Origin of the sequence: Rhodoferax potami (assembly GCF_032193765.1) — a bacterium.
GTDB lineage: Bacteria > Pseudomonadota > Gammaproteobacteria > Burkholderiales > Burkholderiaceae_C > Allorhodoferax > Allorhodoferax potami.
Window position 1 is genome coordinate 617,381 of sequence record NZ_JAVBIJ010000001.1, and the last position, 26,441, is coordinate 643,821.

At 59.6% G+C, this 26,441-nt stretch carries 25 protein-coding genes, 1 tRNA gene and 1 pseudogene; 13 read left to right on the forward strand and 14 right to left on the reverse strand.

The genetic code is table 11. The features are described from left to right. Positions 1-91: 91 nt before the first annotated feature. The 13 genes and pseudogenes from rpsU to RAE21_RS03060 all read right to left on the reverse strand — a co-directional run bounded on the left by rpsU (position 92) and on the right by RAE21_RS03060 (position 14,854). Positions 92-304 (reverse strand): 30S ribosomal protein S21, encoded by a 213-nt coding sequence (rpsU, locus tag RAE21_RS03000; RefSeq protein ID WP_094477962.1) that lies wholly within the window; start codon positions 302-304, stop codon positions 92-94. Between the two features lie 139 nt (positions 305-443). Further along, the gene (locus tag RAE21_RS03005; RefSeq protein ID WP_313880079.1) at positions 444-1,688 is read right to left on the reverse strand and encodes a BaiN/RdsA family NAD(P)/FAD-dependent oxidoreductase; all 1,245 of its coding nucleotides are present in this window, start codon (positions 1,686-1,688) and stop codon (positions 444-446) included. 59 nt (positions 1,689-1,747) lie between these two features. Continuing rightward, on the reverse strand, positions 1,748-2,428 hold the full coding sequence (locus RAE21_RS03010) for a methyl-accepting chemotaxis protein (protein WP_313880080.1): 681 nt from the start codon (positions 2,426-2,428) through the stop codon (positions 1,748-1,750). Positions 2,429-2,482: 54 nt separating this feature from the next. Then, positions 2,483-3,292 carry a uroporphyrinogen-III C-methyltransferase gene (cobA, locus tag RAE21_RS03015; protein ID WP_313880081.1) on the reverse strand — a complete coding sequence of 270 codons (810 nt, stop codon included), beginning with the start codon at positions 3,290-3,292 and terminating at the stop codon, positions 2,483-2,485. Continuing rightward, the gene (gene ybiB, locus RAE21_RS03020; protein WP_313880082.1) at positions 3,289-4,194 is read right to left on the reverse strand and encodes a DNA-binding protein YbiB; all 906 of its coding nucleotides are present in this window, start codon (positions 4,192-4,194) and stop codon (positions 3,289-3,291) included. Before ybiB ends, cobA begins: the two co-directional genes overlap by 4 nt. A gap of 42 nt (positions 4,195-4,236) precedes the next feature. Then, positions 4,237-7,062 (reverse strand): nitrate reductase, encoded by a 2,826-nt coding sequence (locus RAE21_RS03025; RefSeq protein WP_313880083.1) that lies wholly within the window; start codon positions 7,060-7,062, stop codon positions 4,237-4,239. 6 nt (positions 7,063-7,068) lie between these two features. Continuing rightward, entirely contained in the window at positions 7,069-7,455 is a 387-nt protein-coding gene (nirD, locus tag RAE21_RS03030; RefSeq protein WP_313880084.1) for a nitrite reductase small subunit NirD, read from the reverse strand. A gap of 75 nt (positions 7,456-7,530) precedes the next feature. Then, complete coding sequence (locus tag RAE21_RS03035) at positions 7,531-8,328, reverse strand: type IV pili methyl-accepting chemotaxis transducer N-terminal domain-containing protein (RefSeq protein WP_313880085.1); 798 nt, start codon at positions 8,326-8,328, stop codon at positions 7,531-7,533. A gap of 17 nt (positions 8,329-8,345) precedes the next feature. Further along, positions 8,346-10,817 (reverse strand): annotated as a pseudogene (gene nirB / locus RAE21_RS03040) (nitrite reductase large subunit NirB). An 11-nt stretch (positions 10,818-10,828) separates the two neighbouring features. Beyond that, on the reverse strand, positions 10,829-11,662 hold the full coding sequence (locus tag RAE21_RS03045; RefSeq protein ID WP_428983960.1) for an ABC transporter ATP-binding protein: 834 nt from the start codon (positions 11,660-11,662) through the stop codon (positions 10,829-10,831). Further along, positions 11,659-12,591: a nitrate ABC transporter permease gene (gene ntrB / locus RAE21_RS03050; RefSeq protein ID WP_313880086.1), complete on the reverse strand. Its 933-nt coding sequence runs from the start codon at positions 12,589-12,591 to the stop codon at positions 11,659-11,661. Before ntrB ends, RAE21_RS03045 begins: the two co-directional genes overlap by 4 nt. 12 nt (positions 12,592-12,603) lie before the next feature. Next, positions 12,604-13,848 (reverse strand): CmpA/NrtA family ABC transporter substrate-binding protein, encoded by a 1,245-nt coding sequence (locus RAE21_RS03055; RefSeq protein ID WP_313880087.1) that lies wholly within the window; start codon positions 13,846-13,848, stop codon positions 12,604-12,606. 358 nt (positions 13,849-14,206) lie between these two features. Continuing rightward, positions 14,207-14,854 (reverse strand): ANTAR domain-containing response regulator, encoded by a 648-nt coding sequence (locus RAE21_RS03060; protein ID WP_313880088.1) that lies wholly within the window; start codon positions 14,852-14,854, stop codon positions 14,207-14,209. A gap of 105 nt (positions 14,855-14,959) precedes the next feature. On the opposite strand from RAE21_RS03060, the gene tsaD reads away from it, so the two are divergent. Further along, on the forward strand, positions 14,960-16,015 hold the full coding sequence (tsaD, locus tag RAE21_RS03065) for a tRNA (adenosine(37)-N6)-threonylcarbamoyltransferase complex transferase subunit TsaD (RefSeq protein WP_313880089.1): 1,056 nt from the start codon (positions 14,960-14,962) through the stop codon (positions 16,013-16,015). A 90-nt stretch (positions 16,016-16,105) separates the two neighbouring features. Here the strand turns inward: tsaD and RAE21_RS03070 are convergent, their stop codons facing one another. Beyond that, positions 16,106-16,495 carry an Hsp20/alpha crystallin family protein gene (locus tag RAE21_RS03070; protein WP_313880090.1) on the reverse strand — a complete coding sequence of 130 codons (390 nt, stop codon included), beginning with the start codon at positions 16,493-16,495 and terminating at the stop codon, positions 16,106-16,108. A gap of 322 nt (positions 16,496-16,817) precedes the next feature. Here RAE21_RS03070 and rpsO point away from each other — a divergent pair, with 322 nt between their 5' ends. From rpsO to nuoF, 12 genes are all read left to right on the forward strand, one after another. Beyond that, entirely contained in the window at positions 16,818-17,084 is a 267-nt protein-coding gene (gene rpsO, locus RAE21_RS03075; protein ID WP_293659965.1) for a 30S ribosomal protein S15, read from the forward strand. A gap of 219 nt (positions 17,085-17,303) precedes the next feature. Continuing rightward, positions 17,304-19,409, forward strand: coding sequence for a polyribonucleotide nucleotidyltransferase (gene pnp, locus RAE21_RS03080; protein ID WP_313880091.1), 2,106 nt, complete (start codon positions 17,304-17,306; stop codon positions 19,407-19,409). 67 nt (positions 19,410-19,476) lie between these two features. Continuing rightward, a complete protein-coding gene (locus tag RAE21_RS03085) occupies positions 19,477-20,490 on the forward strand; it encodes an NAD(P)H-quinone oxidoreductase (protein WP_313880092.1) in 1,014 nt (337 codons plus the stop codon). Further along, positions 20,487-21,227, forward strand: a complete 741-nt coding sequence (gene tpiA, locus RAE21_RS03090) for a triose-phosphate isomerase (RefSeq protein ID WP_313880093.1) — start codon at positions 20,487-20,489, stop codon at positions 21,225-21,227. Before RAE21_RS03085 ends, tpiA begins: the two co-directional genes overlap by 4 nt. A 33-nt stretch (positions 21,228-21,260) precedes the next feature. Beyond that, complete coding sequence (gene secG / locus RAE21_RS03095; RefSeq protein WP_313880094.1) at positions 21,261-21,605, forward strand: preprotein translocase subunit SecG; 345 nt, start codon at positions 21,261-21,263, stop codon at positions 21,603-21,605. Between the two features lie 116 nt (positions 21,606-21,721). Continuing rightward, a tRNA-Leu gene (locus tag RAE21_RS03100) sits at positions 21,722-21,806 on the forward strand. Between the two features lie 65 nt (positions 21,807-21,871). Further along, positions 21,872-22,231: an NADH-quinone oxidoreductase subunit A gene (locus RAE21_RS03105; protein ID WP_313880095.1), complete on the forward strand. Its 360-nt coding sequence runs from the start codon at positions 21,872-21,874 to the stop codon at positions 22,229-22,231. A 4-nt stretch (positions 22,232-22,235) separates the two neighbouring features. After that, entirely contained in the window at positions 22,236-22,715 is a 480-nt protein-coding gene (locus RAE21_RS03110; RefSeq protein ID WP_296508066.1) for a NuoB/complex I 20 kDa subunit family protein, read from the forward strand. Positions 22,716-22,720: 5 nt separating this feature from the next. Further along, on the forward strand, positions 22,721-23,329 hold the full coding sequence (locus RAE21_RS03115; protein ID WP_313880096.1) for an NADH-quinone oxidoreductase subunit C: 609 nt from the start codon (positions 22,721-22,723) through the stop codon (positions 23,327-23,329). An 11-nt stretch (positions 23,330-23,340) separates the two neighbouring features. Beyond that, a complete protein-coding gene (locus tag RAE21_RS03120; RefSeq protein ID WP_313880097.1) occupies positions 23,341-24,594 on the forward strand; it encodes an NADH-quinone oxidoreductase subunit D in 1,254 nt (417 codons plus the stop codon). Beyond that, the gene (gene nuoE, locus RAE21_RS03125; protein WP_313880098.1) at positions 24,591-25,082 is read left to right on the forward strand and encodes an NADH-quinone oxidoreductase subunit NuoE; all 492 of its coding nucleotides are present in this window, start codon (positions 24,591-24,593) and stop codon (positions 25,080-25,082) included. The genes RAE21_RS03120 and nuoE overlap by 4 nt, the downstream gene beginning before the upstream one ends. Then, positions 25,079-26,431 (forward strand): NADH-quinone oxidoreductase subunit NuoF, encoded by a 1,353-nt coding sequence (gene nuoF / locus RAE21_RS03130; RefSeq protein WP_313880099.1) that lies wholly within the window; start codon positions 25,079-25,081, stop codon positions 26,429-26,431. The genes nuoE and nuoF overlap by 4 nt, the downstream gene beginning before the upstream one ends. The last annotated feature ends 10 nt before the right edge of the window (positions 26,432-26,441 follow it).

Consider the following 26,441-nt stretch of genomic DNA (forward strand, 5'->3'; position numbering starts at 1 on the left):
GGGAATTCAAAATGAAAAAAAGCCCGCCTGAGCGTCCCCGGGCGAGCTTTTGTGGGCTGCGTAGCTCGTGAGAGCGACCAAGCCGCGAAGATTAATACATCTTCTTAGGGAGTTGCATGCTGCGGATGCGCTTGTAGTTACGCTTTACTGCAGCTGCCTTCTTGCGCTTGCGCTCGGCAGTGGGCTTCTCGTAGAACTCGCGGGCGCGCAGGTCTGTCAGCAAACCCAATTTTTCGATGGTGCGCTTGAAGCGACGCAGTGCTACGTCAAAGGGCTCGTTTTCTTTTACACGGATCGTTGTCATTACGTAATGAATTCCAAAATATGCTGTTCGTTGGCATGAGGGAAGATCGGGCCCTGCACGTCTGAATCAGCGAAATGTCCCCATCTGTTATTGCTTAACTAGTATTGGCCGATGGGGGTTCTGCCAGAAGAGCCTGCGATTATAGCGCCTTCAGGCGGGCTGCCAAGCCATGCGCACACGCAAAGCCGCTAGCCCAGGCCCATTGGAAGTTGTATCCGCCTAACCAGCCGGTGAGATCGGTCACTTCACCGATGAAAAACAGGCCCGGTTGTTGGCTCTCCAGAGTCTGGCTGGACAAGACTTTGGTGTCTACACCGCCCGCGGTGACCTCGGCTTTGCGATAGCCCTCGGTGCCGGTGGGCGTGAGTTCCCAGCGAGAAAGGCGCTCGGCCAGTGCGTTCAAGGCCTTGTCGCTGGCTTCATTCACGGGGCGTTGCCAATCATGCCCCCAGGTCGGGCCCTGGTTCACCCAGGTATCGGCAAGGCGGCTGGGCACCAGGCCTGCCAGCTCATTGGCCACCCGTTTGCGCGAGCTGCTTTTAGCCTGCGAGAGGTGTTGTGCCAAGTCCACAGTGGGCGCCAGGTTGAGGCGAATAGGCGTGCCCTCGGCCCAGTAACTGGAGATTTGCAGCACCCCGGGGCCGGAAAGGCCGCGGTGGGTGAAGAGCAAATCTTCGCGGAACGACATGCTGCTTTTCTTGCTGCCGGTTGCAATATCGACTGGCAGCGACAAGCCTGACAACTCGGCGAACGGGGCCCACGAGGTTTCGTCGAAAGTGAGCGGGACCAGCGCCGGGCGCGGGGTGATCAGCGGCAGGTTGAACTGTTTGGCGACCCGGTAGCCGAAATCGGTCGCGCCGATCTTGGGGATCGACAAGCCGCCGGTGGCAATTACCAGCGCTGCGCAGTGGATGGTGCCGCGGTCACTATCAATTTCATAGCTGCTTGCGCATTTTCCATGAGGGCTAGAGGCCGAAAAGCGTATGTTTTTGACGCTGCAGGGTTGCCAGCGCTCTACACCACCTGCGGCGCACTCGGCCAGCAGCATGGCAATCAGGTCTTCGGCAGAGCGGTCGCAAAAGAGCTGGCCCTTGTGTTTCTCGTGGAAGGCGATGCCGTGTTTTTTAACAAGCGCCACAAAGTCTGCGGGGGTGTAGCGCGAAAGGGCGGATTTGGCGAAGCGCGGGTTCTCGCTGATGAAGTTGGCCGCACTCACGTCCATGTTCGTGAAGTTGCTGCGCCCACCCCCCGAGATGCGAATTTTCTCGGCGACTTTCTCGCTGTGGTCGAGCACCAGCACCTTCAGCCCGAGCTGACCCGCCACACCGGCGCAAAACAAACCGGCAGCCCCGGCACCCACGATCACCACGTCAAAACTATGCATAGGCGCGCAGTGTAGGCGACGGCAAGGGTCTATGGGGGGCCGGAGATACGACCTTCGCGCTAGGCGTGCTGTGACTTGCGATCCGCCAGATGGATGGCCTTTTGGGTCAGTCTGTCGACCTCGGTGCTGATGCCCGAAAGCACATTGGCCACCACCGCAAACTCACGCCCTTTGTCGCCGGCACGCGCTGCAATGACTTGGGCATTGAAACTCACGATCTTGGCTTCCCGGGCAATGGTGTGGATGTCCGACACGATCCCGCTGAGCTCTTTGAACAGGTTGTCCGATTGGGCTTGGGCTATCGAGTCAAAGGTGCTGGTGGCTTTGTTGAGCGCATTCAGCACCGTGTCGTTGTCGGCCACCATGTCGGCCAAGAGGGTGCGGGCATCGCCCTTGCGGCTGATGGTTTCGAGGGTGCGGCGCATCCGGTCGATGAAGGTTTCTATCGTCACTCCAATGCCTTGCGGCCCTTCGTACACCGCGCGCAACTGGCGGGCACTGAGCGGCTCGTAGTGGGTGAGGGTGGCAAGTAGTTTGGCCTCGCTGTCGCAAAACAGCTGAAATGTTTTCTGGGCGGCCTGCAGTTGGGTGGTGTCGCCGTGCGACGCCAATAAGGCTTGCATGATGACCCGCTGTGACAGCATGCGCTGGCGGGCTGCCAGGTTGAGGTCTGACAATGGCGCATTGGCACCCGGGGCGGGGGCAACGGCAGGAGCAAGCGTGGTTGCGGGGTGCGACATGGGCAACTTGTGCGTGGTGAGTGTGCCCACAACGCCGCAAGTTGCGTGCCGGTTTCAGTGGGCGCGTTGGGCGCCGGCAGAGGCGCCGGTAGTAGTGTCGGCTTGCGCAGCAGCCAACAAGCCGCTCATCACATCGCCCACCACGATCACGCTCGGGCTGGCCAAATGTTCGCGAACGATGGTGTCCTGCAGCTCGCCCAATGTGCAGACCGCGTGGCGCTGGTGCGGCAGGCTGGCGTTTTGAATGACGGCTACCGGTGTGCTGGATGCCAAGCCTAGTAGCAGTCCGGCCTGGATATCAGCTGCGCCGCTCACGCCCATGTAGATCACCAGCGTCAGTTTGGCCTGGCGGGAGGCTGTGGCCAGTGCGGGCCAGTCGGTGCCGCTGTCCCCGGGTTTGGCGTGGCCGGTCACAAACACCACGCCGTGGGCATGTTCGCGGTGGGTTAGCGGCACGTTGAGGGAGGTCACAGCCGCCAGTCCGGCGGTCACCCCATTGACCACCGATACACGGATGCCGGCTTCTTCGAGGTGTTCCACCTCTTCGCCGCCACGGCCGAAGATGAAGGGGTCGCCGCCCTTGAGTCGCACCACGTTTTCGCCCTCAAGGGCTGCGGTGATCATCAGGCGTTCAATGAATGACTGGGGGGTCGACTTGCAGCCGCCGCGCTTGCCCACATGAACGATGCGGGCCGCCGGGTTGGCGTGGGCCACTATGGCGTCGTTCACCAAGTCATCCACCAGCAGTACGGTGGCTTGCTGGATGGCTTTCAAGGCCTTGAGGGTGAGCAACTCCGGGTCGCCGGGGCCGGCGCCCACTAGCGTGACATGGCCTGCGGCCGGCGTGTTCAGGGTGTTTGTCATAGTGCTTGGTGCAACTGCAAGATGTGCGCCACTTGCTCTGCAATCGGGGCAGGAACCGGGCTCTCTCCGTTCAATACCGATTGTATGTAGGTCGCGGTGCTGGCTGCATCGATCGCGGTGGGCAGCTCCGGCAGCGTTGTCAACGAGCCGGCTTGGTAGGCCCGCAGGTCCGTCGCCTTGCCGGCCAAGAAGGCTTGCATCTTGGGGGTGCGGCGGGCGTCGGCCACCGCTTCGCCCTCAGTGCCGCGGATCAGCAGGGCGTTGGCTTGCACCAGGGCAAACGTATCCGCCATAGACACTGCGTATTCGGGGTGGGTGTAGCTGCTCACCAGCAGGGCGGGGCCGTCCACCGGGTTCATGAGCTTGACCAGGCTGTGCGCCGGGTTGCGCAGGTTCACCACGCGGCGCACATCCAGCAGGCGCTGTAGGCCGGGCAGTAGGGTGCCGGTAGGCACAAACGCCACGCTGCCGGTTGCTATTCTTTTGGTATCTGCTTGCGCATGTATTCCGAGCGCTGCGAGCACTTCAGACACAAAAACCCGCTTGTCCTCGGTGGCGGTGCCGTGGATCAGCACCGGGAGGCCCTCGCGCGCCAGCAGCAGGGCCAAAAGCGGGGTTAGTAAGGGCAGCTTGCGCGCACCGTTGTAGCTGGGGATAACGACGACCGGCACATCGCTGGCGGGCAGCAGGGCCATGCGGCTGCGCACGGCGTCCAGAAAACCGGCCATTTCTTCCGCGGTTTCGCCTTTGATGCGCATGGCCAGGCAAAAGGCGCCCACTTCGAGGTCGGTGACGGTGCCGTCCAGCACTTGGCCCAGCAGGTCGGCCGCCTGCGTGCGGTTGAGCGCACGTGCGCCGTCTTTGCCGCGACCGATTTCTTTGATGTAGTTGCCAATAGCCATGCCGCGATTGTCGGTGAAGCCTGATAACTTTCGGCTATGTCCTTATGCCCCGGCCGGCACTGCCGCCATCGGCGTCGTCTTGACCATGCGCTGCAACTGCGGAATGCAGGAACCGCAGTTGGTGCCGCATTGCAGCGTCTTTTGCAGTTGGCCCAGGCGCTCGGCGTCGTTGCCGGTGCAGCGCGACAGTGTGTCGGTGATGGCGATGTCGCTCACTTGCAAGCAGGTGCAAACAGTTTTGCCTTTGCTGAGAACCGGCAGAGGTGGTTGGGCGCCGCCGGCCAGCAGGGCGCGGCCGTAGTTCTGGGCAGGTTGCTCTTCGCGCAGCAGGGCGGCCATCCAATCGCGGGCTTGGGTGTCGCCGCTGAGCAAAAAGCCTTCCAACGTGGCATTCACTGTGCTGCGCTGCAGCCGCACCACACGGCGCTGGCCGCGCTTGGGGTCGGCATAGCGCACGGCGTCTGGCCCTTGCAGGTCCAAAAGGGCTTCGATCTGCGCCAGCAGCGCCTCATCCGGCGGGGCACTGCCTGCCGCGCGGAACATGACGCCGGTGCGCCCAGCTTGGCCCAAAGCGGCATCGTTGCCGAAGAGCGCGCAGCTGGCGAACTCAAAGCGCGCCATCAAGGCCTGCAGCTCGGTGCGGCGGGCCAGCACCTTGTCGGCGGGCAACCAGGCCAGAGCTGTCACGCCCCAGGGCATGTCGGCTTTGAGCACCTTGACAGCAGCGTGTTTGAGTTCGGGTTGTTTGGAGTCGGGGCAAAACACGGGGCTGGTCAGTGCGTTCACGCCGCCCAAGCGCTCGCCGGTGTTGCTCTGGCCGCTCAAAAATTCGTCGCCCCAGTGCATGGGCAGAAACACCTGGCTCAAGCCCACTTCGGTGCTGGCCTGCACCGGCGCGAGGATGGAGCCGCGCTTGCTGGTGATGTGCACCAGGTCGCCCTCGGTGATCAACCGCCGCGCCATGTCTTGCGGGTGCATGTGCAAGGCAGGCTCGCGCACGTGGCCGAACAAGCGGCCCAGGGTGCCGGTGCGGCTCATGCCGTGCCACTGGTCACGCAGGCGGCCGGTGGTCAGGGCGAAGGGGTAGCGGGCTTCGCGTTGCTCTGCCACCGGGGTGTAGGGCGCGGCTACAAAGCGGGCGCGGCCATTGGGGGTGGGAAATATGCCGTCTTCATACAAGCGCACTTTGCCACTGGTGGCGCCTTCGGGCATGGGCCATTGCAGCGGGCTTGCTTCCAGTTGCGAATAGCTCATGCCGGTGATGTCCAGGTCGCGGCCGCGTGTGCTTTCGCGGTGCTCGTTCCAGACCGACTCGGGCGTGGGGTAAGGGAATAGCGTAGGCAAGGCAGGTGTGCGGCCCAATGCAGATTCCAAGCGCTGCGCAAAGTCCACGGCAATCGCCCAGTCGTGGCGCGGGCCCTTGTCTTGCGGGCCGGGTGCCGCGACTGCGGTGCGTACTCTGGAGATGCGGCGTTCGCTGTTGGTGACCGTGCCCTCTTTCTCGCCCCAGGTGGTGGCGGGCAGCAGCAGGTCGGCGTAGCGGGCAGTGGCCGTGGTGGCAAAGGCTTCTTGCAGCACCACGAATTCGGCGCGCTCCAAGGCGCGGCGCACGGTGGCTTGGTCGGGCAGGCTTTGGGCCGGGTTCGTGCAGGCAATCCACAGGGCTTTGATTTCGCCATCGGCAGCTGCTTGGAACATTTCGATCGCGGTTTTGCCGGGCTTCTCGGGCACGTTGGCCACACCCCAGAGTGCGGCCACTTCGGCGCGGTGGGTGGGGTTGGCTAGGTCGCGGTGGGCGGAGAGCAGGTTGGCCAAGCCACCTACCTCGCGCCCGCCCATGGCGTTGGGCTGGCCGGTCAGGCTGAACGGCCCGGCGCCCGGCTTGCCGATCTGGCCGGTGGCCAGGTGCAGGTTGATGAGGGCGGTGTTTTTAGCGGTGCCGGCGCTGGACTGGTTCAGCCCCATGCAATACAGGCTGAGGGTGGCGCTGGACTGCGCAAACAGGCGCGTAGCCTCCATCAGCTCTGCCTTACGGATGCCGCAGACGGCGGCCACCGCGTCAGGCGTGCAGTCACGCACCAGCGCCTTGAGCGCATCAAAGCCTTCGGTGTGGGCGGCAATATAGGCTGCGTCCGTCCAGCCTTCCCACAGCATGAGATGCAGCATGCCGTTGAACAGCATCACGTCGGTGCCGGGTTGGATTTGCAGGAACAGGTCTGCGGACTCGGCGGTGTCGGTGCGGCGCACATCGAGCACCACGATTTTCAGCTCGGGGTTGGCGGCCTTGGCGTCTTCAATGCGGCGGAAGAGGATGGGGTGGGCATAGGCCACATTCGAGCCGGCGATGAACAGCGTGCTGGCAAGGCCTAGGTCTTCGTAACTGGCAGGTGGCGAGTCGGCGCCCAGTGTTTTTTTGTAGCCAGCCACCGCGCTGCTCATGCACAGGCGGGAGTTGGTGTCGATGTTGTTGGTGCCGATCAGGCCCTTGGCCAGCTTGTTGAAGACGTAGTAGTCCTCGGTGAGCAACTGGCCGCTCACGTAAAAGCCCACAGCGTCCGGCCCGTGGTCGCGGATCACTTGGGCAAACTTGGTGGTGGCGGTGTGCAGGGCGCTGTCCCACGTCACTGGCTCCGGCGTGGCACCCCGTTGCAGGCGCTGCAGGGGCTGCAGCAAGCGGGTTTGCAGCGTGACTTCGGCGGTGGCGGTCAAGTGCAGCGTGCTGCCCTTGGAGCACAGCCGCCCGAAGTTGGCCGGGTGCTGCGGATCGCCCTTGACGCCGGTGATCTGATTGCCCGAACTCTGGATGATGACGCCACAGCCCACACCGCAGTAGGGGCAGGTGCTTTTGGTTTCCTTGACCAAATCCATGGTGCGTCAAGCTGCGGTGGTGGGGCGTGGTTTCGGCCCCGCCATGGGGCGCACCAAATCGGTGCCGTGATTCTGAAGCTCGGCTGCATTGAGGTACACCACGCCCTCTTCCAGCTTCACGCTGAATTTGGGTGTGCAGCCTTCATCAGGCGCGCTGGCCTGGCCGTCGCACAGGCCGATGGTCCAGTTGTGCAGCGGGCAGGCCACGCTGGTGCCGAACACAATGCCTTGCGAGAGCGGGCCGCCCTTGTGCGGGCAACGGTCCAGCAGGGCAAACACTTCGTCCTGGCTGTTGCGGAAGACGGCGACATCGAGTCCGGTGCTGCGTTCCACGCGGCGGGAGCCCAGCACGGGGATGTCTTCAAGGGTGCAAATGCGGGTCCATTCGGTCATGCGGTTTCTCCTGAATGCTATTGTTTTGATAGCTATAGGCGCACGTTTTGTGAGCGCCAGAGGCTTATTTGGTGTTTAAGAGGTTTTGATGGCCGCATACAGGCCGGTCACCCGGTCCATCACGGTGAGCAGGTTTTCGCTGGCCAGGTACACATCCGCCATCGGGCGTGGGCGTTGCGCGCCCTCTTGCAGGTTCTGCAAGGCATTGTCAAAAAACACCCACTGTGCGTCTCCGAGGGCCAGCTCATCTTTGATGCGCGAGGTAGCTTCCGGTGCGCTTTTGAGCAGCTGCATCGCGGCAGTGAATTCACTGCGCGCTTTGTTGAGCTCCATGCCTGCGGTCGCGGCATCCACCGGCAAGGTGGTGGCTAGGTAGTACTTGGCCATGCGCTGGCTCAGCATGCGCTGGCGCCCTGCGACGTTCACCAGTTTGCCCACCGGCTTGGCCAGTGCCGCCTCGTACTGCTGGGTGCCCTGGTGGGCGAGTGCCAGCACCTTGGCGTCTTGCTGCAGCAGGGCGGCCGCTGCCTCGCGGGTTGGTGCTTTGCCAACCAATAGGGTTTTGTAATCGCTCCAGGCGCTATCGAGCTTGGTGTACGTGGCCAGCACCTCGGGGTTGGGCGCAAAGGCTTTGAGCTCTAGTAGCTGCCGGTCGAACAGGGTGATCGACTTGTCCAACACCAGCTGGGCGCTGGTTTTCTCCACGCTCAGCAGCATGGCCAGCCAGGCCTTGCCCATGCGCTGGCTCAGCATGCGCTGACGGCCGGCTTTGTTGATGGCGTCGCTCAGGTCCGCCACCTGCGCGTTTGCGGCGGGCAGGGCGAGTGCTAGGGCACTCGCAGCGGCGGCTGTGATCAGGCTTCGGCGTTGCATGTCGGCTCCTCCCTTGCTCAGGCGACGGCTACCGGCGCGAACTGGCGGGTGTCGACCTGTGCATCCTGAAAATCGAACCACGGGTCGGGCTCACCGTCGAGTGCGAACAGCAGCTCTTCGTTCAGGGCCTTGCGGCCTTCGGCATCTTCGAGGATGCGCTTCTTCACATAGTCCAGGCCCACACGGCTGACAAAGTGCACCGTGCGCTCGAGGTACCAGCCCTCTTTGCGGTAGAGCTGCATGAAGGCACCGGTGTACTCCAGCACTTCTTCTGCGGTTTTGAGCTTCACAAAGAAGTGCGCCACTTCGGTTTTGATGCCGCCGTTGCCGGCGATGTACATCTCCCAGCCGCTGTCCACGCCGATGATGCCCACGTCCTTGATGCCAGCCTCGGCACAGTTGCGCGGGCAGCCGGAGACGGCGTACTTCACCTTGTGCGGGGCATACATGCGCCAATGGGCGCGCTCCAGGTCTTTGCCCATCTGGGTGCTGTCCTAGGTGCCCATGCGGCACCACTCGCTGCCCACGCAGGTTTTCACCGTGCGCAATGCTTTGGCGTAAGCGTGGCCGCTGGGCATGCCGATGTCTTGCCACACGGCTTGCAAGTCTTCTTTCTTCACGCCCAGCAAGTCGATGCGCTGGCCGCCGGTGACCTTGACGGTGGGGATCTTGAACTTGTCCACCGCGTCCGCAATGCGGCGCAGCTCGTCGGCCGTGGTCTCGCCACCCCACATGCGCGGAATGACGGAGTAGGTGCCGTCCTTCTGGATGTTTGCGTGGCTGCGCTCGTTGATGAAGCGGCTTTGCGGGTCATCCTTGGCGAGCTTGGGCCAGCTGCTGATTAAGTAGTAGTTCAACGCAGGGCGGCAGCTGGAGCAGCCGTTGGGGGTCTTCCAGCCCATGTTCTTTTGCACGTCGGCAATCGTGAGGTACTTGTTGGCGAAGATGGCGTCGCGCACTTCCTGGTGGCTATGGTCGGTGCAGCCACACATGGCCTTCTTCTTGGGCGTGGCGGAGTAGTCGCCGCCGGCGGTGAACATGATGATTTGCTCCACCAAGCCGGTGCAAGAGCCACAGGACGCGCTGGCCTTGGTGTGCTTTTTCACTTCGTCCAGGGTGAACAGACCTTTCTCCTTGATGGCCTTGCAGATGGTGCCCTTGGTGACACCGTTGCAGCCGCAGACCTCGTCGCTGTCGGCCATGGCGGCTGCTTTGTTCTGGCCCTGGTGGCCCACGTCGCCGATGTTGGCGCCACCTTCGCCGAACATCAGCTTGTCGCGAATGTCTGCCACATTGCGGCCTTCGCGCAACAATTTGAAATACCAGCTGCCGTCCACGGTGTCGCCGTACATGCAGGCACCCACGAGCTTGTCGTCCTTGATCACGAGCTTTTTGTACACGCCACCGAAGGGGTCGCTCATCACGATCTCTTCAAACCCTTCACCCCCGGTAAAGTTGCCGGCAGAGAACAGGTCGATGCCGGTGACCTTGAGTTTGGTGGAGGTGAGCGAGCCCTGGTAGCGGCCAATGCCGTACTCGGCCAGGTGGTTGGCCGCCACTTTGGCCTGCTCAAACAGGGGCGCGACCAGGCCATAAGCAATGCCGCGGTGGGCGGCGCATTCACCCACGCTGTAGATGCGCGCGTCGGTCACGGTCTGCATGGTGTCGGTGACCACGATGCCGCGGTCCACATGCAGGCGCATGCTCTGCGCCAGCTCGGTGTTGGGGCGAATGCCCACGGCCATGACGACGAGGTCGGCAGGTACCTCGGTGCCGTCTTTGAACTTGATGGCTTTCACACGGCCCGGCTTGCCGTCCACGCTCTCGTCGCCGACCAGCTCTTGGGTTTGGGCCCCCATCAGGAACTTCAGGCCGCGCTCTTCCAGCGACTTCTGCAGCAAACCACCGGCCACGGTGTCGAGCTGGCGCTCCATCAGCGTGGGCTGCACATGCACCACGGTGACTTGCATGCCGCGCAGCATCAGGCCGTTGGCAGCTTCCAGACCCAGCAGGCCACCGCCGATGACGACGGCGTGTTTGTATTTGGTGGCCGCCTCGATCATGGCGTTGGTGTCTGCAATGTCGCGGTAAGCGATTACGCCATCCAGGTCCTTGCCGGGCACGGGCAGGATGAAAGGGTTGGAGCCGGTGCAAATCAGCAAGCGGTCGTACTCGGCCTCGGTGCCATCGGACGCCTTCACCACGTGTTTGACGCGGTCCACCTCGGTCACTTTTTTGCCGGCATGCAAGGTGATGCCGTTCTCTGCATACCACTCAAAGGAGTTGAGCACGATCTCGTCCAAGGTCTGCTCACCGGCGAGTACGGGGCTCAGCAGAATGCGGTTGTAGTTGGGGTGTGGCTCGGCACCGAAGACTGTGATGTCATACAGGTCCGGTGCGACCTTGAGTAGCTCTTCAATGGTCCGCACACCGGCCATGCCGTTGCCGATCATCACGAGTTTTTGTTTTGGTTTAACGCGCATGTCCATGGTGTAGCTCCTCAAGCGGCTTTTTCGACGTGGGCTTGGCGGGTGTACAAAAAGTCAATCACCGCCTTGCGGTAACCCAGGTACTCCGGGCTATCAGCCAAAGCCACGCGGGATCTAGGGCGGGGCAGGTTCACGCTCAGCACTTCGCCGATGGTGGCGGCCGGGCCATTGGTCATCATCACAATCTTGTCGGACAGCAGCACGGCTTCGTCCACATCGTGGGTCACCATGACCACCGTGCTCTCGGTGCGGGCCACGATTTCCAGTAGCTCGTCTTGCAGCTTGGCGCGGGTCAGCGCATCGAGCGCGCCAAAGGGCTCGTCCATCAGCAGCACTTTGGGCTCCATGGCCAGCGCACGGGCAATACCTACGCGCTGCTTCATACCGCCGCTGATCTCACCGGGGCGCTTTTGGGCGGCTGCCGTCAGGCCCACCAGAGCCAGTGCAGCATCGGTGCGGGCCTTGAGCTGCGCTTTGGTCTCCGCCGGCGCGCCGGGGTTGCGGGTGCCGAACACGCGCTCCACCCCAAGGTAAATGTTCTCGAAACAGGTCAGCCAGGGCAGCAGCGAGTGGTTCTGGAACACCACGGCACGCTCAGGACCGGGGCCGGCAATTTCGCGGCTGGCGCAGATCAGCGAGCCTTGGGTGGGCATGGTCAAACCGGCAATCAGGTTGAGCAAGGTGGACTTGCCGCAACCGCTGTGACCGATGAGCGCCACAAACTCGCCCTTGGCCACGTTGAGGTTGATGTTGCGCAGCGCGGGAAACAAGCCCTTCTTGGTCTTGAAGGTTTGGTCCACGCCCTGGATTTCGATGTACTTGGCGTTCATGGATTCGATGCTCATGACTTCACCTCTTCAAATGTGAATGCAGTTGCCAACTTAATAAGGGCGAACTCCAACAAAAGGCCCACGATGCCGATCACGAAGATGGCGATGATGATGTTCTTGACGTTGAGGTTGTTCCACTCGTCCCACACCCAGAAGCCGATGCCCACGCCGCCGGTCAGCATCTCCGCGGCCACGATCACTAGCCAGGCTGTGCCCACCGCCAAGCGCACGCCGGTCAACATGTAGGGCAGCACCGAGGGGAACAGGATCTTGGTAACAATCTTCCACTCGCTCAGGTTGAGCACGCGGGCCACGTTCATGTAGTCCTGCGGCACGCGCTGCACGCCCACGGCGGTGTTGATGATCATGGGCCAGATGGAGCAGATAAAGATGGTCCAGATGGCGGCCGGGTTCGCACCCTTGAATACCAGCAAACCAATCGGCAACCAGGCCAGTGGCGATACGGGGCGCAGCAGGCTGATGAGCGGGTTGAACATGCGGCTCAAGAACTCAAACCGCCCGATCAAAAAGCCCACCGGAATGCCCACCACCGCCGCGAGGCCGAAGCCCAAAGCGACGCGCTGCAGCGAGTACAAGATGTTCCAGCCCACGCCCTGGTCGTTCGGCCCCTTGCTGTAAAACGGGTCGCTGAAGATCACGACCGCCTGCTTCCAGGTCTCCAGCGGGCTGGGGATGGAGCTGGCCGTGCCGATGCTCACCATGGCCCAGATGCCGATCAGCAGTGCCAGCCCGAAAACGGGTGGCAACACCTTGAGCATCAGGCCGCTCCAATCAAAGCCAGGCGCAGCGGCGGGTGCCGGCGCGCTTGTTGGGGCATACTTTGGGGCCTTGGCGCCCGTCAAATCTGCGCTGGCAGCTTCTGTTTTGATAGCAGTGCCGTCGTCGGCAGTGGCTATCGGCGAATGAAAAACGGCGCTGACCATGGTGGGGCTTCCTTATGCTTTGATCTTGAAACCGTCGGCGTATTTCTTGGGATCTTTGCCATCCCAGACCACGCCGTCCATCAACTTGCTGCTGCGCATGTCGCTCTTGGGCAGCGGGGTCTTGCTGGCCGTGGCGGCTTGCTTGTAGATGTCGATCTGGTTGATCTGCTTGGCCACGGTCAGGTAGTCAGGGTGGTCTTTGAGCAAGCCCCAACGCTTGTGCTGGGTCAGGAACCACATGCCGTCCGACAGGTAGGGGAAGTTGACCGCACCGTCGTTGTAAAACTTCATGAAGTTCGGGTCGTCCCAGGTCTTGCCCATGCCGTTCTGGTAGCGGCCCAGAATGCGTTGGTTGATCGCGTCCACGCTGGTGTTGACATAGCTCTTGTCGGCAATCGTTTCGGCCATCTTGTTTTTGTTAGACAAGCTGGCGTCAATCCATCTGCCGGCTTCCAGGATGGCGGCGGTCACGGCGCGGGCGGTGTTGGGGTACTTTTTGACAAAGTCTCCGGTGGTGCCCAGCACTTTTTCAGGGTGGTCTTTCCAGATGTCCTGGGTGGTTGCGGCGGTTACGCCGATGCCATCAATGATGGCGCGGTGGTTCCAGGGCTCGCCCACGCAGAAGCCATCCATATTGCCAACACGCATGTTGGCCACCATCTGGGGTGGCGGCACGGTGATGACCTTGGAGTCCTTCATCGGGTTGATGCCATTGGCCGCCATCCAGTAGTACAGCCACATGGCGTGGGTGCCGGTGGGGAAGGTCTGGGCAAAGGTGTACTCGCGCTTTTCTGCGGCCATCAGTTTGGCCAGGCCCGGGCCGTCCACAGCGCCCTTGTCGGCCAGCTTCTTGGACAGAGTGATCGCCTGGCCGTTGTTGTTGAGGGTGGCCAAAACGGCCATGTCTTTCTTGGGGCCGCCGATGCCGAGGTGCACGCCATAGACCAGGCCGTACAGCACGTGGGCAAAGTCGAGCTCGCCGCTGACCAATTTGTCGCGCACACCCGCCCAGGAGGCTTCTTTGCTAGGGATGATCTTGACGCCGTATTTCTGGTCAATGCCCAACACCGAGGCCATGACCACGCTGGCGCAATCGGTCAGCGGGATAAAGCCGATCTTGACTTCGGTTTTCTCCGGCGCATCCGACCCTGCGGCATACACCACCGAACGCAGGGCAGGGCTGATGCCCGCGGCACCGACGGCTGCAGTTTGCAGAACCGCGCGGCGGCTCAGTTTGGCTTTCAGAAGATCTGTCATAGAACTCGCTCCAGAAGGGTTAAACACACAAAACAAAACCAGAAAACAAAAAAGGCGTCCACACAGGCCCCGATGCGCTGTGCGCTCTCGAAGCTGTGGGGACGCCTTTGTCCTTATGCATTCACCCCGCCCGCCGTTGGACGGGGCGTTTGCATGACCGTTGCCGGTCTCGAATGGACTAATGCAATGTCTGTGCCAACTGTTGTGAGTGTCTATTTGCTATGAAAAAGAGAGCTACCTGCGCAATATATTCGGGCGCTAGGTGCACTTTTTATTCATAACCGCTGGGTGGGCGGGTTCACGGTGTGTGGATGCACTGCTTGTGTGCAGTGCACCATTTCAGGCCTTGTGCCGTCGTTTAGCCCAGCAGGTCGGCGACATCCAGCATGCGCTGGGCGACCTCGACGATCTTCAGGTTCTTGTCCATCGCGGTTTTACGCAGTTTGGCGTAAGCCGTCTCTTCCGAGAGGGACTGGCGTTGCATCAACAGGGCCTTGGCCCGGTCGATCACCTTGCGGTCTTGCAGTGCGCTGGAGAGCTCGTGGAGCTCGTTGCGGGTGTCGGCCAGTTCGCGGCGTAAGGCCTGCTCTTGTTCAAAGCGGGCCATGGCGACATCGAGAATGGGGCGGATCCGCTCCGGCTGCAAGCCTGCCACGATGTAGGCCGACACCCCGGCTGCCACCGCCTCGCGGGCGGTGCGGCTGTCGTGGTCGTTGGTGAACATCACGATCGGACGGCGCTCGTCGCGGGTGGCCATGACCACATGCTCGAGGGCGTCGCGGGCGTCGCTCTCGGCATCCACAATGACCATGTCGGGCTGGAGTTGCGCCAGCCGCTCGGTCAAAAACACATCGGCCGGCAAAGAGGCAATCAGGTTGAAGCCACTTTCCAGCAGCCCAATGCGCAGGCTGCGCGAGCGGTCGGCCTGGTCTTGCGCATGGGTGTCCTCGGGGTCTTGCACCGCCAGGTCTGAGGTAATCACAACGATGCGCAGGGGTTCTGTCATGGGTCAGTGAGTTGCAAGATTCGCGCCAATTGTCTGTGAATCCCGGTGGGTCTGGCCGGGTTGGAGGGGCATCCTCTACACTCGGCCCCTCTAAAGGAATCAAGCATGCTGGTGTTGGGGATTGAGTCTTCGTGTGACGAAACTGGGGTGGCGATGGTGCAGTCACAAGGTGATGCCGTGCCCACGCTGCTGGCACACGCCCTGCACAGCCAGATCGAGATGCACCAAGCCTTTGGTGGCGTGGTGCCGGAGCTGGCCAGCCGCGACCATATACGCCGTGTGCTGCCCTTGACCCGACAAGTGTTGAGTGAGAGCGGCCGCAGCCTGCAAGAGGTGGATGTGGTGGCTTACACCCGTGGCCCCGGTTTGGCCGGCGCGTTGCTGGTGGGGGCGGGTGTGGCGTGTGCATTGGGCGCGGCACTGGGCAAACCGGTGTTGGGCGTGCACCACCTGGAAGGGCACTTGCTGTCGCCTTTTTTGAGTGAAGACCCGCCAGAGTTCCCGTTCGTGGCCTTGCTGGTATCCGGCGGGCACACCCAGCTGATGCGGGTGGACGGCGTAGGCCACTACGAGCTGCTGGGCGAGACCATCGACGATGCGGCGGGTGAGGCCTTTGACAAATCTGCCAAGCTCATGGGGCTGGCCTATCCCGGCGGACCCTTGTTGTCCAAGTTGGCCGAGTCGGGTGACCCGAGGGCTTATGCCTTGCCACGCCCTTTGTTGCACAGCGGCAACCTCGATTTTTCTTTTGCCGGCCTCAAAACCGCGGTGCTGGTGCAAAGCCAGCGCATGTTGGCTGCCGGCGGCGTCACCAGTTTTCAGGCTTTGCCTGCGCAACAGCAGGCGGATCTGGCGGCATCCACCCAATCCGCGATTGTGGAGGTCTTGCTGAAGAAGTCGGTCACGGCCTTGAAGCAAACCGGTCTCAAGCGCCTGGTGGTGGCCGGTGGCGTGGGGGCCAACCGCAAACTGCGGGAGCAGCTCAATGCCGAGTGCGCCAAGCGCGGCGTCCGGGTGCATTACCCTGAGCTGCATTTGTGCACCGACAACGGTGCCATGATCGCCATGGCCGCTGCGATGCGGCTGCAAAGTGGCTTGCAAAACGCGGTGACCGACTACGCGTTTGACGTCAAGCCGCGCTGGCCCCTGCATTCCTTGTGAAAAGAGCCTCCGGCGCTCGCAAATCAAGCGCGGGAAGCTCTTTTTTTGATAGCGCGTGCACGTGAGTGCAGCGCTGGGGCGTGGGGTGACTTACTGGATCGTGAGCTCTGCCGAGGTATCCACGGGTACCTTTTTGGCCAATTTGAGCGTGAGCACGCCGTTTTCGAGTTTGGCCTCGCTCAAGGCGCTGTCCACCTCTTGGGGCAACTCGTAAGCGGCGCGGTAGTGGCGGGGGGCGTCGTCCTTGCTTTGGATGCGGACCACCGCACCGTCAATCGCGATGCGCAGGTGCTCCTTGGCGATACCGGGCATGTCCAGGCTCAAGGTGAAACTGGTGTCGTCCTGGGTGTAGGTGGTGCCGGCTTGGCGGGCTGAGAGGAGTGCGTCGCTCAAAAAGCGCTCGACCGCATGAGCACTGCCGGAGTGGGCAGGGCGGCGCAGAGAGGCTTGAAAGGCGGCGGGGGCAGTGGCGAAGAACATGATGGGATTCCTTATCTTGCGCGGCGCTCACCGTGATTGCCGCTTGTTCCCTAACTGAGCGCAGCGGGGTGCAATTCAAGCCAATCTGTAGGAATTTAAACTCTAAAAATGCCTCTTGAAAATGGCGCCAAAGGCGTTATGTGGTGCGGGTTTGCAGGGCGTTTGCTGCGCAAGGGTAAGCGCAATCCGGAGCGCGTTGGCTGAAGCCCTGCTTCGCGGAGGGTGTGCTTCGGGCTATAATCGAATGGCTTTGCATTGGGCAAGGCGCACGCCAAGAGCCATTCCAGCACCTGGCGCAAGTCAGAACACAAAAGGAAAATACATGATCGCTTCCAGCATCAAAGCTGCTGTTGTCAAAGACAACGCCCGTTCCGCTACCGACACAGGTAGCCCAGAAGTGCAAGTGGCACTGTTGACAGCCCGTATCAACGAGCTGACACCCCACTTCAAGACCCACGCCAAAGACCACCACGGTCGCCGCGGTTTGCTGCGTATGGTGAGCCGTCGCCGTAAGCTGTTGGACTACTTGAACTCCAAGGACCACGACCGCTATGTGGCCCTGATCGCCAAGTTGGGTCTGCGTAAGTAAGCGACTGACTGAATGACGAACGCCTGAGTTAGGTCACTAGCTCAGGCGTTTTTTACTTCGGAGACCGCAAAAACAGAACGAAGCTGTGTCATTCCAAAGCCGTTGCCCTCAATCGGGCAGTGTTTCTGGAATGGCATCGTGGACTGTGTTGTGGAATCCGGGCTGTGGCGGGGTGGCCTGCACCCCCCGATAAAACTCGATACTCACAGGAGAACCACCATGAGCATTTTCAATAAAGTTACTAAGACTTTCCAATGGGGCCAACACACCGTCACCATGGAAACCGGCGAAATCGCACGCCAGTCCACCGGCGCTGTGCTGTTGGATATGGACGGCACCGTCGTGTTGGCCACTGTGGTCGGCAAGACCGAAGGCAAGCCCGGCCAAGACTTCTTCCCCTTGACTGTTGACTACCTGGAAAAGTCGTACGCCGCAGGCAAGATCCCGGGCAGCTTCTTCAAACGCGAAGGCCGCCCCAGCGAGTTTGAAACGCTGACCAGCCGTCTGATCGACCGACCCATCCGCCCCCTGTTCCCCGAAGGCTTCTTCAACGAAGTGCACGTTGTGGTGCACACCGTGTCCCTGAACCCCGAAGTGGACGCTGACATCGCTGCCATGATCGCAGTGAGCGCGGCTCTGTCCGTGTCTGGCATCCCGTTCAACGGCCCGATCGGCGCAGCCCGCGTGGGTTACGTCAACGGCGAATACGTGTTGAACCCCGGACAGACTGCACGCAAAGACTCCATCATGGACTTGGTAGTTGCCGGTACCGAAGCCGCTGTGTTGATGGTCGAATCCGAAGCACAACAGCTGTCCGAAGAAGTGATGTTGGGTGCTGTGGTTTACGGCCACGAGCAGAGCAAGGCCGCCATCAACGCCATCCATGAACTGGTGCGTGACGCCGGCAAGCCCGTGTGGGACTGGAAGGCTCCTGCCCGTGATGAAGCCTTGATCGCGAAGGTCGATGCCCACGGCAAAGACAAGCTGGTTGCCGCTTATCAAATCCGTAACAAGCAAGCCCGTACCCAAGCCTGCCGCGCTGCCTACGCAGACGTGTTCGCCGGTTTGAAGGCCGACGGCGTTGAGTTCGACAGCGTCAAGGTCGAAGGCATGCTGTTTGACATCGAAGCCAAGATCGTGCGCGGCCAGATTCTGGCAGGCGAGCCCCGTATCGACGGTCGCGATACACGCACAGTGCGCGCTATCGAAATCCGCAACGGCGTGCTGCCCCGCACCCACGGCTCTTCCTTGTTCACACGTGGTGAAACCCAGGCGTTGGTGATCGCCACCTTGGGTACCGAGCGCGATGCGCAGCGTATCGACGCTTTGAGCGGTGAGTACGAAGACCGCTTCATGCTGCACTACAACATGCCTCCCTTCGCCACTGGCGAAACCGGCCGCGTGGGTACGCCCAAGCGCCGCGAAATCGGTCACGGCCGTTTGGCCAAGCGCGCTCTGGTCGCTGTGTTGCCTACCAAAGAAGAGTTCCCTTACTCTCTGCGCGTGGTGTCGGAAATTACCGAGTCCAACGGCTCGTCTTCCATGGCTTCCGTGTGCGGCGGCTGCTTGTCCTTGATGGACGCTGGCGTGCCTTTGAAGGCACACGTGGCCGGTATCGCCATGGGCCTGATCAAGGAAGAAAACCGCTTCGCCGTGTTGACCGACATCTTGGGTGACGAAGATCACCTGGGCGATATGGACTTCAAGGTTGCTGGTACTACCAACGGTATTACTGCGCTGCAGATGGACATCAAAATCCAAGGCATCACCAAGGAAATCATGCAAGTGGCTTTGGCTCAGGCCAAGGAAGCGCGCGTACACATCCTGGGCGAAATGCAAAAGTCCATGGCGGAAGCGCGTACCGAAGTGTCCAACTTCGCACCGCGTCTGTTCAGCTTCAAGATCAACCCCGAAAAGATCCGTGATGTGATCGGCAAGGGCGGTTCTGTGATCCGTGCACTGACCGAAGAGACCGGCACCCAGATCAACATCGAGGAAGACGGCACGATCACCATCGCTTCCAGCGATCCTGAGAAGGCAGAGCTGGCCAAGAAGCGCATCGAGCAGATCACGGCTGAAGTCGAAATCGGCAAGGTGTATGAAGGCCCGATCACCAAGATTCTGGACTTCGGTGCGCTGGTCAACCTGCTGCCCGGCAAGGACGGCTTGTTGCACATCAGCCAGATCGCTCACGAGCGCGTCGAAAAGGTCACTGACTACCTGTCTGAAGGCCAGATCGTCAAGGTCAAGGTTCTGGAGACCGACGAAAAGGGCCGCATCAAGCTATCCATGAAGGCCTTGATCGAGCGTCCTGCGCAAGAGTAATCGTTGGTCTGCTATTGATTTGGTAGCAGCTTGCGCAAGCTTGGCGGGCGCTACCGGTCAATTCGATATGCGAGCATTTGAAATATCCTCTCCCGGTGCGCCGGACGTTTTGCGTCTGGTGGATCGGCCTGCGCCTGTTGCAGGGGCAGGGGAGTTACTGATTCGTGTAGCGGCCAGCGGCGTCAATCGTCCGGACGTGTTGCAGCGATTGGGCAAATATCCTGCGCCCGCCGGTGCCTCGGACATTCCGGGCTTGGAGGTCGCTGGATATATCGTTGATGGGGATCGTGCGGAGCTTGCGCTCGCCGGTTTGGATATCGGGACTCCCGTGTGCGCCCTCGTGGCGGGTGGCGGCTATGCAGAGTTCTGCGTCGCACCGATTGCGCAGTGCCTGTCAGTGCCCGATGGATGGACCTTGGTGGATGCCGCCAGCCTGCCGGAAACATTTTTTACCGTCTGGTCGAATGTGTTCGACCGCGGCGCATTGAAGGCCGGAGAAACCTTGTTAATCCAAGGGGGCAGTAGTGGTATCGGGGTGACTGCGATCCAACTCGCTAAGTCACGCGGTGCCACTGTAATCGTCACGGCGGGCACGGACGAAAAGTGCCAAGCTTGTATTGCTCTGGGCGCAGACCATGCGATCAATTATCGGACGGACGATTTTGAGGCGCAGGTCATGGGCTTGACCCAAGGGCGTGGCGTAGATGTGATCCTGGATATGGTGGCGGGTTCATACCTCGGCAAAGAAGTGAACTGCTTGGCGGATGATGGCCGGTTGGTGTTGATTGCCGTTCAGGGCGGTGTTCATGCGGAGGTCAATGCGGGTGCCATCTTGCGCAAGCGCTTAACGGTCACCGGTTCTACGTTGCGCGCGCGCCCTGTGGCATTCAAGGCTGCTATCGCCAAGGCCTTGCGCCAAGAGGTGTGGCCCTTGTTGTCGCGCAAAGAGGTGCGTCCTGTGGTGTTTCGACAATTTGCTGTATCCGGGGCCGATGGTGGCACGGCAGCTGCCGCCGCACACAGTGTGATGGAAAGCAACGCCCATATCGGGAAACTTGTGTTGAATTGGGAATCTGCATGAAAAAGAAACTGATTGCGGGCAATTGGAAGATGAACGGCAGCGCAGCTGCCAATGCGGCTCTTGTAGAGGCCTTGCGCGCAGGCCTCGCGGGAGCGTCCTGCCAGATGGCGATCTGCGTGCCAGCGGTGTATTTGTCGCAAGTGGCGCAGCTGGTTCAAAACTCGGACATCGGTTTGGGTGCACAGGATGTGTCCGCGTATGACTCTGGTGCCTACACGGGTGAAATCTCAGCGGCCATGTTGCGTGAATGTGGTGTGCGCTATGTGATCGTGGGTCACTCTGAGCGGCGTCAATACCACGGCGAAACCGATGCTACCGTGGCAGTGAAAACCCAAAAGGCCTTGGCCGCTGGTGTGACCCCCATCGTATGTGTGGGTGAAACCTTGGCTGAGCGTGAAGCCGGCAAGACGGAAGAGGTCGTCAAGCGGCAGCTGGCAGCGGTGATTCACACCAACGGGCATTGCATCAGCGAAATCGTGGTTGCCTATGAGCCTGTCTGGGCCATTGGCACCGGTAAAACTGCCACACCCGCTCAAGCCCAAGAAGTCCATGCAGTGCTGCGGGCTCAGCTTCTGGCTGCAACACCGCATGCAGATCGCATGCACATCTTGTACGGTGGCAGCATGAACGCATCGAATGCTGCGGAACTGCTCGCGCAAAAGGACATTGATGGTGGTTTGGTGGGTGGAGCTTCTTTGAAAGCGCCGGACTTTCTGACGATTGCAGCCGCCGCCTAAACTATTTTTTGAATTTGAATCAAGGAGAAATTTATGAACGTTGTGATTACTATTATTTTGAGCATCCAGTTGCTGTCGGCGATCGCGATGATCGGACTGATTTTGGTTCAGCACGGCAAGGGTGCTGATATGGGTGCTGCTTTTGGTAGCGGCGGATCCGGCAGCTTGTTCGGTGCAAGTGGTAGTGCCAACTTCCTCTCTCGCACAACCGCAGTTCTGGCTACGGTGTTTTTTGTTTCGACCCTTGCGTTGGCTTACTTCGGGAACCTTCGTCCATCTACTTCCGGCTCCGTGCTTGAAGCGATTCCCGCAGCGCCAGTCGTTGAAACAGTGCCAGCGGCCCCTGCATCGGGTGCTGCGCAAATTCCTGCAAAATAAACCCCGCTGAAATCCCTGTATCTGCCTGCAAGGCAGAGAATTTCAGGGTAAACTCTAGGGCTGATGAACGAGCAAATGCCGCAAGGCTCCTCACGCAAATTCATCGGCTGAGAGCCGCCGTCGTGGTGAAATTGGTAGACACGCTATCTTGAGGGGGTAGTGGCGAAAGCTGTGCGAGTTCGAGTCTCGCCGACGGCACCAGAAAGAAATCAGCTTGCGCAGGTTCTACCCCTGTGGCAGGCATTTATGGTGATCAGAATCTCAAGATGAACCTCGACCAATATCTCCCCGTTTTGCTGTTCATCTTGGTTGGTATCGGCGTAGGCGTTGTGCCCCAGATCTTGGGATACATCCTTGGGCCCAACAAGCCTGATGCTGCCAAAAACTCCCCTTATGAATGCGGTTTTGAAGCGTTTGAAGACGCTCGGATGAGGTTCGACGTCCGGTACTACCTCGTTGCCATTCTCTTTATTTTGTTTGACTTGGAAACAGCGTTTCTGTTTCCATGGGCGGTAGCCCTCAAGGAACTCGGTCTGTTCGGGTTCTTGCTCGGTGTCGAGTTCGTGGTCATTTTGACCATCGGATTCGTCTACATGTGGAAAAAAGGCGCATTGGACTGGGAGTAACGCAATGATTGAAGGCGTTTTGAAAGAAGGCTTCGTCACGACGAGTTACGACTCTGTAGTGAACTGGGCAAAGACCGGTTCCATCTGGCCGATGACATTCGGATTGGCCTGTTGCGCGGTGGAAATGATGCACGCTGCGGCAGCGCGTTATGACATTAGCCGCTTCGGTTCCGAAGTGTTTCGCGCAAGCCCTCGCCAGTCAGATCTGATGATTGTGGCAGGCACTCTGTGCAACAAAATGGCTCCTGCGCTGCGCAAAGTCTACGACCAGATGTCTGAGCCACGTTGGGTAATCAGTATGGGTTCGTGCGCCAATGGCGGTGGTTATTACCACTACAGCTATTCGGTGGTGCGGGGGTGCGATCGCATCGTCCCGGTGGATGTCTATGTGCCGGGCTGCCCTCCAACCGCTGAAGCCTTGGTATACGGAATTTTGCAGCTACAGCACAAAATCCGTCGCACCGAAACCATCGCACGGGCCTGAGAGATATGACTATTTATTCAGTGAGTCCTGAGGCAACACAGGCCGCAGTTCAAGCAGTTCTTGGCGATAAGGTAAAGCAAATTTCGATAGCGCTTGGCGAAGTCACTGTGCAAGTGGCCCCGGCAGACTATTTGGATGCTGCACTGGCTCTCCGTGATGCGCCAGGTTGCCAGTTTGAGCAGTTGATTGACCTGTGTGGGGTTGACTACTCAGAGTACAAAGATGGCGCGTACGAGGGGGCTCGTTTCGCTGTCGTCTCGCATTTGCTCTCCATCAGCTTGAATCAGCGCTTGCGTTTGAAAGTGTGGGTCGCAAACGATGACATGCCGGTAGTTGCTTCGGTAAATTCGATTTGGAACTCTGCGAATTGGTTTGAGCGTGAAGCTTTTGACTTGTTCGGTATTCTTTTTGAAGGCCATGATGACCTCCGCCGCATCCTCACAGATTACGGCTTCATCGGTCACCCGTTCCGGAAGGATTTTCCGCTCAGTGGGCATGTCGAAATGCGCTACGACGCGGAACAAGCGCGTGTGGTGTACCAGCCTGTCACGATTGAGGCTCGGGAAATCACACCACGCATCATCCGTGAAGACAATTACGGAGGCCTGCAGTAAGCAGAACAAGCATGGCTGAAATTAAAAACTACACTTTGAACTTCGGTCCGCAGCATCCTGCGGCTCACGGAGTTTTGCGCCTCGTTTTGGAATTGGATGGCGAGGTGATCCAACGTGCGGATCCGCACATTGGTTTGTTGCATCGTGCGACTGAAAAGTTGGCCGAAAGCAAAACATATATTCAATCCTTGCCGTACATGGATCGTTTGGACTACGTGTCCATGATGTGTAACGAGCATGCATACTGCCTAGCTATCGAGAAGCTGTTGGGCATCGAGGTGCCGATTCGTGCGCAGTACATCCGGGTGATGTACTCGGAGATTACGCGACTGCTAAATCATTTGATGTGGCTGGGCTCGCATGGTAACGATTGCGGTAGCTCGACGATTCTGATTTACACCTTCCGCGAACGGGAAGATCTCTTTGACATGTACGAGGCCGCCAGTGGCGCCCGCATGCATGCTGCGTACTTCCGCCCAGGTGGTGTCTACCGTGACTTGCCGGATACCATGCCCCAATTCAAGGCCAGCAAGGTCCGGAATGCCAAGGGGATCGAGGAGCTGAACGCCAATCGCAAGGGTTCGTTGCTGGACTTTATCGACGACTTTGCACAGCGCTTTCCGGCTTGTTTGGAGGAGTACCACACTCTGCTGACCGAGAACCGGATTTGGAAGCAGCGTACGGTCAATATCGGGATTGTGTCGCCTGAGCGTGCGTTGAATATGGGTTTCTCAGGCCCTATGCTGCGTGGATCTGGCATCGGTTGGGATTTGCGCAAAAAGCAGCCCTATGACGCATATGACAAGGTCGAGTTCGATATCCCTGTCGGTAAGACTGGTGATGTCTATGACCGCTATCTCGTTCGCATGGAAGAGATGAAGCAGTCCAATCGCATCATCAAGCAGTGCGTGGACTGGCTCAAAGCCAACCCTGGTCCCGTGATTACGGACAACCACAAAGTGGCACCCCCTTCTCGCGAAGCGATGAAGTCGAGCATGGAAGAGCTGATCCACCACTTCAAGTTGTTCACAGAAGGTTTCCGTGTGCCTGAAGGTGAAGCTTATGCCGCAGTGGAGCATCCGAAGGGAGAGTTCGGTATCTACATCGTCAGTGATGGAGCTAACAAACCTTATCGTTTGAAAATTCGACCACCGGGATTCGTGCATTTGGCCAGTTTGAACGAGATGGCAAAGGGTCACATGATTGCCGATGCTGTTTCCATTATTGGAACCATGGATATTGTTTTTGGAGAGATTGATCGATGATCTCCGCTGAAATGAAATCGCGTTTTGTTCGCGAAGTTGCGAAGTACCCATCTGAGCAAAAGCAATCCGCAGTCATGGCTTGCTTGGCGATAGTTCAGCAAGAGCTGGGCTTCGTGAGCACCGACAGTGAAAAAGTAATTGCTGAGCATTTGTCCATGGCGCCCATGGCAGTGCATGAGGTCACTACGTTCTACAACATGTATAACCAGCGTCCGGTTGGCAAGTTCAAGTTGAATGTATGCACCAACCTGCCATGCCAGCTGCGTGACGGTCAAAAGGCTCTCCATCATTTGGAGTCCAAACTCGGAATCCACATGGGGGAAACCACTGCTGATGGCCTTTTTACACTCCAACAGAGTGAGTGTTTGGGCGCTTGCGCCGACTCACCGGTGATGTTGGTGAATGACCGCGCGATGTGCAGCTTCATGACGAACGACCGGCTTGATCAGTTGGTGGATGAACTGCGTGCCTCGGGAGGCCAAGCATGAGTGCCGACAGCATCCTCGCAAAATTCAGCGCTTCCGGCGCTGAAACTTGTTTTCATGATCGCCACATCGAGCCTCAAATCTATGCAGGTTTGAATGGTTCAAACTGGGGCCTCCAAGACTACGTAGCTCGTGGCGGATACCAAGCTTTGCGCAAGATTTTGGGCAAAGACGGTGGCGAAGGACTGACCCAAGACCAAGTCATCGCCACAGTGAAAGAATCGGGCCTTCGTGGTCGCGGGGGCGCAGGCTTCCCGACAGGGTTGAAGTGGAGCTTCATGCCACGTCAATTTCCAGGCCAGAAGTATTTGGTTTGCAATTCTGATGAAGGCGAGCCTGGCACTTGCAAAGATCGCGACATCTTGCAGTTCAATCCACATATCGTCATCGAAGGTATGGCCATCGCTGCCTATGCGATGGGTATCTCGGTTGGATACAACTATATTCACGGTGAAATTTTTGCTTCCTACGATCGCTTTGAAGCTGCACTCGAAGAAGCTCGCGCTGCAGGTTTCCTTGGCGACAGCATTATGGGCAGCAGCTTTAACTTCCAATTGCATGCCGCACACGGGTTCGGTGCGTACATCTGCGGTGAAGAAACCGCACTGTTGGAGTCCCTAGAGGGCAAAAAAGGTCAGCCACGTTTCAAGCCGCCATTTCCTGCAAGCTTTGGCCTCTACGGCAAGCCGACTACGATCAACAACACAGAGACTTTCGCGGCTGTTCCTTGGATCATCCGCAACGGTGGTCAGGCCTATCTTGACTGCGGCAAGCCTAACAATGGCGGCACCAAGATCTACTCTGTAAGCGGAGACGTTGAGCGTCCGGGCAACTACGAAGTTCCGATGGGCACACCTTTTGCCAAGCTGCTCGAGTTGGCGGGCGGTGTACGCGCGGGCAGGCAGTTGAAGGCAGTCATTCCAGGCGGATCTTCATCGCCCGTATTGCCGGCCTCCATCATCATGGAATGCACGATGGACTACGACTCGATTGCCAAGGCGGGGTCGATGCTTGGGTCCGGTGCCGTGATCGTGATGGATGACAGCCGTTGTATGGTGAAGGCTCTGCAGCGCTTGAGCTATTTCTACATGCATGAATCCTGTGGTCAGTGCACCCCATGCCGCGAAGGCACGGGCTGGTTGTCCCGTATGGTGGATCGCATTGAGGGAGGGCAAGGTCGGCCAAGCGATATGGATCTGTTGGACAACGTTGCCGAAAATATCCAAGGACGCACAATTTGTGCTCTGGGTGATGCGGCGGCTATGCCTGTGCGCGCCATGATTAAACACTTCCGGCACGAATTTGAGTACCACGTGGCAAACAAGACCTGCATGGTCCCTGCCTACGTTTGAGCGAGTCCAC

What these genes read in the sequence shown, in the direction of transcription:
- RAE21_RS03055 (WP_313880087.1), bottom strand. Translation starts at nt 13,848, where the DNA reads ATGACAGATCTTCTGAAAGCCAAACTGAGCCGCCGCGCGGTTCTGCAA.
- RAE21_RS03005 (WP_313880079.1), bottom strand. Translation starts at nt 1,688, where the DNA reads ATGCATAGTTTTGACGTGGTGATCGTGGGTGCCGGGGCTGCCGGTTTG.
- tpiA (WP_313880093.1), top strand. Translation starts at nt 20,487, where the DNA reads ATGAAAAAGAAACTGATTGCGGGCAATTGGAAGATGAACGGCAGCGCA.
- RAE21_RS03110 (WP_296508066.1), top strand. Translation starts at nt 22,236, where the DNA reads ATGATTGAAGGCGTTTTGAAAGAAGGCTTCGTCACGACGAGTTACGAC.
- RAE21_RS03105 (WP_313880095.1), top strand. Translation starts at nt 21,872, where the DNA reads ATGAACCTCGACCAATATCTCCCCGTTTTGCTGTTCATCTTGGTTGGT.
- rpsO (WP_293659965.1), top strand. Translation starts at nt 16,818, where the DNA reads ATGATCGCTTCCAGCATCAAAGCTGCTGTTGTCAAAGACAACGCCCGT.
- RAE21_RS03115 (WP_313880096.1), top strand. Translation starts at nt 22,721, where the DNA reads ATGACTATTTATTCAGTGAGTCCTGAGGCAACACAGGCCGCAGTTCAA.
- nirD (WP_313880084.1), bottom strand. Translation starts at nt 7,455, where the DNA reads ATGACCGAATGGACCCGCATTTGCACCCTTGAAGACATCCCCGTGCTG.
- nuoF (WP_313880099.1), top strand. Translation starts at nt 25,079, where the DNA reads ATGAGTGCCGACAGCATCCTCGCAAAATTCAGCGCTTCCGGCGCTGAA.
- nuoE (WP_313880098.1), top strand. Translation starts at nt 24,591, where the DNA reads ATGATCTCCGCTGAAATGAAATCGCGTTTTGTTCGCGAAGTTGCGAAG.
- tsaD (WP_313880089.1), top strand. Translation starts at nt 14,960, where the DNA reads ATGCTGGTGTTGGGGATTGAGTCTTCGTGTGACGAAACTGGGGTGGCG.
- RAE21_RS03010 (WP_313880080.1), bottom strand. Translation starts at nt 2,428, where the DNA reads ATGTCGCACCCCGCAACCACGCTTGCTCCTGCCGTTGCCCCCGCCCCG.
- RAE21_RS03085 (WP_313880092.1), top strand. Translation starts at nt 19,477, where the DNA reads ATGCGAGCATTTGAAATATCCTCTCCCGGTGCGCCGGACGTTTTGCGT.
- rpsU (WP_094477962.1), bottom strand. Translation starts at nt 304, where the DNA reads ATGACAACGATCCGTGTAAAAGAAAACGAGCCCTTTGACGTAGCACTG.
- ybiB (WP_313880082.1), bottom strand. Translation starts at nt 4,194, where the DNA reads ATGGCTATTGGCAACTACATCAAAGAAATCGGTCGCGGCAAAGACGGC.
- cobA (WP_313880081.1), bottom strand. Translation starts at nt 3,292, where the DNA reads ATGACAAACACCCTGAACACGCCGGCCGCAGGCCATGTCACGCTAGTG.
- RAE21_RS03060 (WP_313880088.1), bottom strand. Translation starts at nt 14,854, where the DNA reads ATGACAGAACCCCTGCGCATCGTTGTGATTACCTCAGACCTGGCGGTG.
- ntrB (WP_313880086.1), bottom strand. Translation starts at nt 12,591, where the DNA reads ATGGTCAGCGCCGTTTTTCATTCGCCGATAGCCACTGCCGACGACGGC.
- RAE21_RS03025 (WP_313880083.1), bottom strand. Translation starts at nt 7,062, where the DNA reads ATGGATTTGGTCAAGGAAACCAAAAGCACCTGCCCCTACTGCGGTGTG.
- RAE21_RS03045 (WP_428983960.1), bottom strand. Translation starts at nt 11,662, where the DNA reads ATGAGCATCGAATCCATGAACGCCAAGTACATCGAAATCCAGGGCGTG.
- RAE21_RS03035 (WP_313880085.1), bottom strand. Translation starts at nt 8,328, where the DNA reads ATGCAACGCCGAAGCCTGATCACAGCCGCCGCTGCGAGTGCCCTAGCA.
- RAE21_RS03120 (WP_313880097.1), top strand. Translation starts at nt 23,341, where the DNA reads ATGGCTGAAATTAAAAACTACACTTTGAACTTCGGTCCGCAGCATCCT.
- secG (WP_313880094.1), top strand. Translation starts at nt 21,261, where the DNA reads ATGAACGTTGTGATTACTATTATTTTGAGCATCCAGTTGCTGTCGGCG.
- pnp (WP_313880091.1), top strand. Translation starts at nt 17,304, where the DNA reads ATGAGCATTTTCAATAAAGTTACTAAGACTTTCCAATGGGGCCAACAC.
- RAE21_RS03070 (WP_313880090.1), bottom strand. Translation starts at nt 16,495, where the DNA reads ATGTTCTTCGCCACTGCCCCCGCCGCCTTTCAAGCCTCTCTGCGCCGC.